Annotated in this window: 9 protein-coding genes and 1 pseudogene; 5 read left to right on the forward strand and 5 right to left on the reverse strand. The window is 63.1% G+C overall.

Annotated features, from left to right (window positions below; all coding sequences use genetic code 11):
• The first annotated feature begins 84 nt into the window (after positions 1 to 84).
• Entirely contained in the window at positions 85 to 951 is an 867-nt protein-coding gene (locus ENZ75_RS12025; protein WP_013530979.1) for an SDR family NAD(P)-dependent oxidoreductase, read from the forward strand.
• A 3-nt stretch (positions 952 to 954) separates the two neighbouring features.
• Here ENZ75_RS12025 and ENZ75_RS12030 read toward each other — a convergent pair whose 3' ends face one another.
• Positions 955 to 1380 carry a low affinity iron permease family protein gene (locus ENZ75_RS12030; protein ID WP_013530978.1) on the reverse strand — a complete coding sequence of 142 codons (426 nt, stop codon included), beginning with the start codon at positions 1378 to 1380 and terminating at the stop codon, positions 955 to 957.
• Positions 1381 to 1747: 367 nt separating this feature from the next.
• Here ENZ75_RS12030 and ENZ75_RS12035 point away from each other — a divergent pair, with 367 nt between their 5' ends.
• Positions 1748 to 2890 (forward strand): hypothetical protein, encoded by a 1143-nt coding sequence (locus ENZ75_RS12035; protein ID WP_206617033.1) that lies wholly within the window; start codon positions 1748 to 1750, stop codon positions 2888 to 2890.
• Positions 2891 to 2995: 105 nt separating this feature from the next.
• On the opposite strand, the gene ENZ75_RS12040 is transcribed toward ENZ75_RS12035, so the two are convergent.
• The 3 genes from ENZ75_RS12040 to ENZ75_RS12050 all read right to left on the reverse strand — a co-directional run bounded on the left by ENZ75_RS12040 (position 2996) and on the right by ENZ75_RS12050 (position 4778).
• The gene (locus tag ENZ75_RS12040) at positions 2996 to 3289 is read right to left on the reverse strand and encodes a hypothetical protein (RefSeq protein ID WP_013530976.1); all 294 of its coding nucleotides are present in this window, start codon (positions 3287 to 3289) and stop codon (positions 2996 to 2998) included.
• 190 nt (positions 3290 to 3479) lie between these two features.
• Positions 3480 to 4121, reverse strand: a complete 642-nt coding sequence (locus ENZ75_RS12045; protein WP_063168299.1) for a DapH/DapD/GlmU-related protein — start codon at positions 4119 to 4121, stop codon at positions 3480 to 3482.
• Between the two features lie 138 nt (positions 4122 to 4259).
• Positions 4260 to 4778 carry a CreA family protein gene (locus ENZ75_RS12050; protein WP_024501452.1) on the reverse strand — a complete coding sequence of 173 codons (519 nt, stop codon included), beginning with the start codon at positions 4776 to 4778 and terminating at the stop codon, positions 4260 to 4262.
• A gap of 188 nt (positions 4779 to 4966) precedes the next feature.
• On the opposite strand from ENZ75_RS12050, the gene ENZ75_RS12055 reads away from it, so the two are divergent.
• From ENZ75_RS12055 to ENZ75_RS12065, 3 genes are all read left to right on the forward strand, one after another.
• The gene (locus tag ENZ75_RS12055) at positions 4967 to 5545 is read left to right on the forward strand and encodes an SCO family protein (protein ID WP_013530973.1); all 579 of its coding nucleotides are present in this window, start codon (positions 4967 to 4969) and stop codon (positions 5543 to 5545) included.
• 10 nt (positions 5546 to 5555) lie between these two features.
• The gene (locus ENZ75_RS12060; RefSeq protein WP_013530972.1) at positions 5556 to 6428 is read left to right on the forward strand and encodes a 50S ribosomal protein L11 methyltransferase; all 873 of its coding nucleotides are present in this window, start codon (positions 5556 to 5558) and stop codon (positions 6426 to 6428) included.
• Positions 6429 to 6566: 138 nt separating this feature from the next.
• Positions 6567 to 8411, forward strand: a complete 1845-nt coding sequence (locus ENZ75_RS12065; RefSeq protein ID WP_063168300.1) for an aminopeptidase P family protein — start codon at positions 6567 to 6569, stop codon at positions 8409 to 8411.
• Positions 8412 to 8594: 183 nt separating this feature from the next.
• On the opposite strand, the pseudogene ENZ75_RS35730 reads toward ENZ75_RS12065, so the two are convergent.
• Positions 8595 to 8743, reverse strand: a pseudogene (locus ENZ75_RS35730) (AzlD family protein); the annotation flags it as partial.

Genomic DNA, 8743 nt, shown 5'->3' on the forward strand with positions numbered 1-8743 from the left:
GGTCAACCCGACAAGACGAGCAGAGGCTTGCACCGGCCCGTTCCGGCGCTAAGTTCGGCGCATCGAACAAGGAATCCATCGCCCATGATCACCGACGCCGAGATCCAGACCGCCCTGCCCGCGCTTGCTCCAGGCAATGCCGCCGTGATCACCGGCGCTGCCAGCGGCATCGGTCTGGCGGCCGCCAAGCGGCTTGCATTGCTAGGCATGAAGATCGTGCTGGCCGACATTGGCGGCGCGCGGCTTGACGACGCCTCGCGCGCCGTTTCCGCGATTGCCGGCGACGATGCCGTGCTTGCCGTCGCCGCCGACGTTTCGAAGGCGGATGAGGTGGACCGCCTCGCCGAGAGAGCGTTCGGCGCCTTCGGCGGCGTGTCGCTGCTGATGAACAATGCCGGCGTCGGCGACAACCCCGGAAAGCCGTGGGAAAACCGCGATGCCTGGAAACGGCTGCTGGACATCAATTTCTGGGGCGTTGTGCATGGCGTGGAGGCCTTCGCGCCGCGCATGCTGGCCTCGGCCAGGCCGGGTCTGATCGTCAACACCGGCTCCAAGCAAGGCATCACCACGCCGCCCGGCAATCTTGCCTACAATGTCTCCAAGGCAGGAGTGAAAACCTTCACGGAAGGCCTGGCGCACGCGTTGCGCAACGAACCCGGCGCCCATGTCGCTGCCCATCTGCTGATCCCCGGCTTCACCTTTACCGGTCTGACCGAGGGTGCGACGGAAAAACCGGCCGGCGCCTGGACCGGCGAACAGGTTGTGGATTTCATGCTGGAATCCCTGACCAGGGGAGATTTCTACATCCTGTGCCCGGACAATGAGGCGGCCCGGCCGCTGGATGAAAAGCGCATGGCCTGGGCGATCGGCGACATCATCGAGAACCGCCCCGCTTTGTCGCGCTGGCATCCGGACCACAAAGGCAGTTTCGCAGCCTTCATGAAAGGCTGATCTTCAGGCCGCTTGCTTTTTCGACCCGCGCTTCTGTGCCACGGCCTTCTTCGCCGCGATGTCGGCGATCTGTTCGTCATGCCGCTTTGCCGCACGCTCGCATTTGGCGCGGATTTCCTCGACTTCGGATTCGGTCAGATGCTCGATGCCGATGAAGTGGTTGTGGCCCTTGCCGACCCGGATCAGTTCGTCGAGCTTGGCCTGGATCGCCGCGCCGTCGCGGTTCTGAGTGTTCTGGATCAGGAAGACCATCAGGAAGGTGATGATGGTCGTGCCCGTGTTGATGACAAGTTGCCAAGTGTCCGAAAAGCCGAAGAACGGACCGCTCACCCCCCAGGCGATGATGATGAGGCAACAGACGGCGAATGTCGGCGGCAGGCCGGCTATGCGGGCGACCCAGTTGGCAACCTTGGTGAAATGCTTTTCCATCTATCGAAATCCTCGACGCTGCGGCGCGATGAGAAACAATCAGCGACCGCTTCAGGTTCCCGATGCGAACAAATACCTCAGGTACAATTGCCTGCACGCATAGGGAGAATAGTCTGGAAAACACACCTTATGGGTTCAATGCCACAGTACTCCCGCAGGCAAGAGTGCCTGTTCCTTCCGCTTCACAGCGGTTTACCTCCAGCCCCTTCCGCTGCGCCACCCCCGCATGGCGGAAGGGGTTTCAGTCCGGAGAGCGCGGAGCATGGTTTCCCGAAAGCGCCGACCGGCAGAAGGACAGACGGTCGCTCCACTTTCCCGCAGATTGCTTGGCAGCGCCGGCCTAGGCCTGCTGATGGCCTGCGCGGCCGTGACCGCCAGGGCAGAACCATCAACAGCACCGGCTGCCGAAATAGCGACCGATCCGACAATCACCGGCAGTCTCGAAAGGCATTGGACCAACAACGCGCTGGACAGCGACCATGCGGTCAAGGACTGGTACACACTGTTGCGCGGTTCGCTGCAGCAGCAATGGGGCGACAACGACGCCAACGCGAAATTCAGCGCGGACTTCCAGGTAACGCATTACGACAAGACGTCGATCGAGGACGACCGCGGATTGTCGCTGTCGGCCGAGGCCTTCCGCCGGCTCGGCCCGGGCCTCGAACTGAGGGGATCGCTGAGCTATCGCGTCTCCAGCACCGGCGACAATCTGGATATCGGCCCGCTGACGCTGGGTACGCGCGAGTTCAAGCAGGTCTTCGGCGCCCAGACACAACTCGGCATCGACCTCGGCAACGCCACATCGCTGATCCTCGAGGCCGCCGACAGCTACGAAAAGCTCGGCGCGACGCATTTCCAGGAAGATCTCATCTTGCCGGCGAAGCTGCATGCCGACCGCAATCTCTTCCAGTTGGCGGCTCGGGTCACCCGGACAGTTGGCCAGCTTGCCTTCGGCGCGTCCGCGTCTGCGCTCTTCGCCAGCGTCGAGGAAATCGGTTACCCGCCGCTGTTCCTGTCGTTCAACGCCTATACGCTGCGCGCCGAGGCGGCCTACAAGGCCACCGACGGTTCGACGCTCGGCGTGGCGCTGGGTGCGCAGTTCCTGCGTGGCGCCGATAACATCTACCAGCGCTGGCGTCCGACCTGGCAAGTCACCTTCGGCAAGCCTCTGCCGCACGGCTTCGAGCTGCGCGGCACCTATTTCGGCCGCTACGAAACGTCCGAAACCGACGACCCCCTGGCTTCGTGGCTGCAGCGCGCGGAACTGGAACTGGGCATGAAGGTGCGCGAAAACCTCGGCATCGCTTCCGGCATCTTCTATGAGCTCAAGGACAATTTGCTCTACGAGAACCAGGAGCGCCGCAAGGGCGTCTATGCCGAAGCGACGTACAACGCGACCAAATCGATGGCCATTGTCGTTCGCGTCGACGTTTCCGAGACCTTCAAGACCGTGATCGACGAGCGCGAACACACGGTCGATGCATTTGTGGGCCTGCGGGCGAAGATCTAGCTCATTCCCGCGCTTGACTGGGTAGGCCCACAAGCGGAGGCAGGAGGGTGTTGAAGACCCTCCTGCCCACGACACGTGACATAAGGATGCCCGTGACTTTCCTGCTCAGTGACGGCCGCCCAGCTTGTAGCTGTTGCCGCCAAGGACATTGACGCCGATACCGCTGAGAACGCCGGTAAGGACGTTGGTCTTGTTGCCGTTCAGAATGCCCTGGACGACATTGCCGCTCAGGATGTTGTTGCCACTCAGGATGCCATTGAGCGCGGTCACCTGGCCGACACCGATGGACGGCGACACATTGATCAGGCTACCCGAGCTACCTCCCCAGCCGCCGGCATAGGCGCCGACAGTCGAGAACGAAACCATAGCAGCGGTGAGTACAAAAGCGAACTTCTTCATGACTTCTCTCCATTGTTGCTAGTAGTGTTTTCTTCGACTTCTTACGACTTACCCCCGAAACGAGTAGTGCATTTTGCCGAAAGTCTTGCAACCTTGGAGTGTTTAATTTCACGGATACAATCCGTTTTCCATTTCTTAACTTTAATATTTTACGTTAAGAAAATTGGTTACCGTCGACGTCTTGAGCTGGTCAGACGGCGTCGTTTTCCCAACGATCGAGGAATGCTTCGATCGGCATTGCCTGCATGTCGGGAACCGCTCTGGCGAGCTTTTCGACCGGCCAGTTCCACCAGGCGAGAGCTTCGATCCGCGCCGCGATATCCGGAGCGAAGCGTGGCCGGAGAGCCTTCGCCGGCACGCCGGCGACGATCGCGTAGGGCGGCACATCACGCGTCACCACTGCGTTGGCGCCGACCACCGCGCCATTGCCGATGGTGACCCCGGGCATGATCACCGCGCCGTGGCCGATCCAGACATCATGGCCGATGGTCACGGCTTTCGCCTGCCGCCGTTCGCGGAAGGCGGCATCGACGCCCAGCCAGCGAAAATACTCGTTCGGCCGGTAGCTGAGCTTGTGCTGGGTCAGCCGCTCTATGGGATGCTCCAGCGCATTGATGCGGCTGTTGGCGGCGATCGAGCAGAATTTGCCGATCGTCGTGTAGATCGCTTCCGAATGGCGTTCGAAATAGGAGAAGTCGCCGACGGTGACCTCGCGAAGCACCACCCGCTCGCCGATCGAGGCATAACGCCCAAGCTTGCACGCCTTCAACTCCGCGGTCGGATGGATGCGTGGCTCGGGGTCTTTCGGGACGAGATCTTCGGAACGGTCCATGCCGGCGGCTTTACGCCTAGGCGATTGGTCCCGCAAGCGGGGCCAATCGTCCGTCAGATCGTTTCCCGGCAAGGATTCGCCCAGGCGATTGGTCCCGCAAGCGGGGCCAATCGTGCGCCCGGGAAGGAACTGAATCGCCTATTGCGGCTTGCCTTTGCTCCACACCACGTTCTGGCCGTAGAGCGGCACAGTGGTGACCGACATTTTGGCCGAGCCGTTCTGCACCTGGCGCGAATGCGAGAGATAGATCAGCGTCTCGTTGGCCTTGTCGTAGATGCGGTTCACCACCTGCTTCTTCCAGATCAGGCTGATGCCTTGCTTGAACACTTCCTCGCCGCCCTCGCTCATGTCGATGTCGCCGATGGTGATCGGGCCGGTCTGGCGGCAGGAGATCGAGGAATCGGACGGATCCTCGAACCAGTTGCCCTTGTGCAGGCGATCGATGATGCCGCGATCGAAATAGGAGACGTGACATGTCACGCCCTCCACTTTGGGGTCCTTGATCGCCTCGACGATGATGTCGTTGCCGAGCCAGTCGACGCCGACCTTGCCGACTTCATCGGCCACGGCGGCCCCGGCACCTAGGACAACGCACGCGGCCAAGGCACCGCCGATCAGTCTTCGCCCAATCAGTCCGTGCCCAATCAGTCGTTGCAAGGGACCCTCCTGCGGTTCGAGTTGCCGGTCACAGGTGGGGCGAGCGGCCCGGCTTTGCAAGCAGATAGGTCGACACCGCAGCGGTTGCGGCAACGCGGCACTTTGCCTGTGCGGGGCCGAACCGCTAAGACTGTCACACAGGCGCGGCATTGAGCCGGCGCGACGATTTCTGCAGACGGACTTTTCTGATGATGCGTTCTATCCTGGTCGGTATTCTCGTCCTGATGGCGGCCGGCATCGGCTGGCTGACCTTCGACTGGTATCGCGGCCACTATGGCGGCGAGCCATTCGGGGCCGCCTTTACTCTGGTCGACCAGAAAGGCGCGCCGATCACCGAAGCCGCCTTCCGGGGCCAGCCCAGCGTCGTCTTCTTCGGCTTCACCCATTGCCCCGAGGTCTGCCCGACCACGCTGTTCGAACTGGCCGGCTGGCTGAAGACGCTCGGCGACGACGGCAAGAACCTGCACGCCTATTTCGTATCGGTCGATCCGGAGCGCGACACGCCTGAGGTGATGAACGCCTATGTCAGCAATTTCTCCGACCGTATCGTCGGCATCACGGGCGCTCCGGACAAGGTCCATGCCATGGCCAAGTCGTTCGGCATCTATTGGAAGAAGGTCGACACCGGCGACGGCGACTACACGATGGATCATACCGCCTCGGTGCTGCTGCTCAACGCCAAGGGCGATTTTGCCGGCACAATCGCCTACGGCGAAAGCGCCGATACGGCCATCGCCAAGCTGAAGCGGCTGGCGGCGAAAGGCTGATTACCATTTCATGACCCAGACGCGCCTTTACTTCACCACCGGAAAGATCGAGTCCGTCAGCATTTTCGCGGCGCTTGAGGCGGCCTTCGAGGAAGAGGGGCTGCCGATCGCCGTGCTGGAGGTCGACGAGGACAAGGACATCCACGAAGTGTCGCTCTATGCCGATGGCGACGTCGATGCGGTCGAGACCCGCTTGAAGGACATCCTTGCCGGCCTTTCCCTGTCGAAGCCGATCGAGCGCGAGCCCCTGCCCGACATCGACTGGGTGGCGCATTCGCTGGAAGAGTTGAAGCCGGTGCGTGCCGGACGTTTCTTCGTCCACGGCGCACATGACCGCAGGAAACGCCACAGCGGCGAACTCGCCATCGAAATCGAAGCCGGCCTCGCCTTCGGCACCGGCCATCACGGCACCACCGCCGGCTGCCTGGAAATGCTGGAAAGAGTGGTCCGGCGCGAACACCCGCGCAATGCGCTCGACCTCGGCACCGGCAGCGCGGTACTGGCGATCGCCGTCGCCAAGCTGGCGCACATTCCGGTGCTGGCCACCGACATTGATCCGGTGGCGGTGCGGGTGGCTGCCGCCAATGCGCGGCTCAACCACGTCAAGGCACTGGTGGAAACAGCAACCGCGCCCGGCTTTCACCATCCGATCTTCGGCAAGCGCGCACCCTTCGATCTGATCGTCGCCAACATATTGGCGCGGCCGCTGATGCGGCTGGCGCCGCAAATGGCCCATCATATCGCACTTGGCGGTTCGATCGTGCTGTCGGGCATCCTCGAGCGCCAGCGGGACGCGGTCATCTCGGCCTATGTCGGCCAGAATTTCCGCCATGTCAGAACCTTGCACCGCGAGGGCTGGGTGACGATCCACCTGAAGCATTAGACCGGCACCGACCGAGCCTGGACCAAATTCCCCCAGTTGTCAGTCCGGCGATGCTGTAGCAGGTTGCGCGCAGCCGGAAATCGATTCCGATTTCCGCGACCGTACGCTACGGTTGCGCGGACATGCAGGAGGCCCACCATGTTCCAGACCTTCGATTCCGCGGGCGACCCGGCCGTCGGCAAACCGCGCGTGGCGCTGCTGCGCCAATGGCTTGAAGCCAACGGGCTGGACGGCTTCATCGTCCCGCGTGCCGACGAGCATCAGGGCGAATATGTCGCCGATCGTTCGGCGCGGCTGAAATGGCTGACCGGCTTCAGCGGCTCGGCCGGCGTCGCCATCGTCCTGCGCGACCGCGCCTTCGTCTTTGTTGACGGGCGCTACACGCTGCAGGTGCGCAGCGAGGTCGATCTCGACGTCTTTTCGATCGAAAGCCTGGTCGACAATCCGCCGGCTGTCTGGCTGAAAGACAATCTTGGCAAGGGCGCACGGCTCGGCTTCGATCCATGGCTGCACACGATCAGCGAGGTCAAGGCGCTGCAGGCCTCAGTCGACAAGAACGGCGCCGTACTGGTGCCGCTCGACAAAAACCCGATCGACATCATCTGGAAGGATCAGCCCGACGCGCCGGTGGCTCCCGTCGAGCTCCACCCGATCGGCTTTGCCGGCGAGCTCGCCAAGGACAAGCTGGCGCGGCTAGCGGCGGCGATCGCCAAGGACGGCGCCACCCATGCGGTGCTGACCGACCCCTCCTCCATCGCCTGGGCCTTCAACATCCGTGGCGGCGACGTGCCGCACACGCCGCTGGCGCTCGGCTTCGCCATCCTCGCCGCCGATGGGTCGCACCAGCTTTTCATGGATAAGCGCAAATTCTCGCGCCAGGTCGCCGCCTACCTCACCCAGCTCGCCGAGCCGCATGAGCCCGGCGAATTCGAAGCCGCGATCACAGCGCTTGCCAAGAGTGGCGCGAAAATCGCGCTCGACCCGGTGCTGGCGGCTGACCGGCTGCGCATGCTGGTCGAGGACAATGGCGGCGCCGTCATTGCAGCAGCAGATCCTGCCCGAATCCCGCGCGCCACCAAGAACCAGGCCGAGATCAACGGCTCGCGCGCCGCGCATCGGCGTGACGGTGCGGCCGTGGCGAAATTGCTGTGCTGGCTGGAGCGGCAAAAACCCGGCTCGCTCGACGAGATCGCTGTCGTCACCAGGCTGGAGGAACAGCGCCGGCGGACCGGCGAGGAAACCCAGATGCCGCTGCGCGACGTCTCCTTCGACACCATTTCGGGCGCCGGCCCGAACGGCGCCATCATGCATTACCGCGTGTCGCGCGCCACCAGCCGCAAGCTGCAGGCCGGCGAGCTGTTCCTGCTCGATTCCGGCGCGCAGTATCAGGACGGCACCACCGACATCACCCGCACCGTGCCGATCGGCCAGCCGACGCAGGAGATGCGCGAACGCTTCACCCTGGTGCTGAAAGGCATGATCGGCATTTCCACCTTGCGCTTTCCCGCCGGCACGCGCGGCTCCGAGATCGATGCCGTCGCGCGCATGGCGCTGTGGAAGCACGGCTGCGACTTCGCCCACGGCACCGGCCATGGCGTCGGCTCGTATCTGGCCGTGCATGAAGGCCCGCAGCGTATCGCCCGCACCGGCACCGAAAAGCTGCTCGAAGGCATGATGCTGTCCAACGAGCCCGGCTACTACAAGGAAGGCTCCTACGGCATCCGCATCGAGAACCTGATCCTGGTGACGCCGGCGCAAGAGATCGAGGGCGGCGACATCGCCATGCACGGCTTCGAGACGCTGACGCTGGCGCCGATCGATACCAGGCTGGTGCAGTCGGACCTTCTGACGCGTGACGAGCTGCATTGGCTGGACTCGTACCACGCGCGCGTGCTGGCCGAGATCGGCCCGATGCTCGACGGCGAAACGCTGGCCTGGCTGGAGAAGGCCACCGCGCCGCTGCCGCACGACGCGAAGATTTGATTTTTCTGAGGCGCCGAGGGCGTGTCGAGATTCAGGTCAGGACGAGCGAAAACGATGGGTTCCGTGAACCGGAGCGAAGCGTACTTTTGGGTACGTGAGCTCAGTTCTACCGCGACGCGGTAGAACGGGGAAGCGCAGGAAGCCGCCGTTTGCAGGCCGTCATCACCTGAATATCGATACGCCCTACCCGACGAACTGCCGCGCCACGATCAATACCGCCGCGCCCGCCAAAAACATCGCCATCAACCCACCGCGCAGCGAAACCACGGCGGTGACCACCAGTGCGGCCCATTCCGCCGGGCCGGCGTTCAACAGCTCGGGCGCTACCAGCG

This window comes from Mesorhizobium sp. M7A.F.Ca.CA.002.04.1.1 (genome assembly GCF_004022805.1).
Classification (GTDB): Bacteria; Pseudomonadota; Alphaproteobacteria; order Rhizobiales; family Rhizobiaceae; genus Mesorhizobium; species Mesorhizobium ciceri.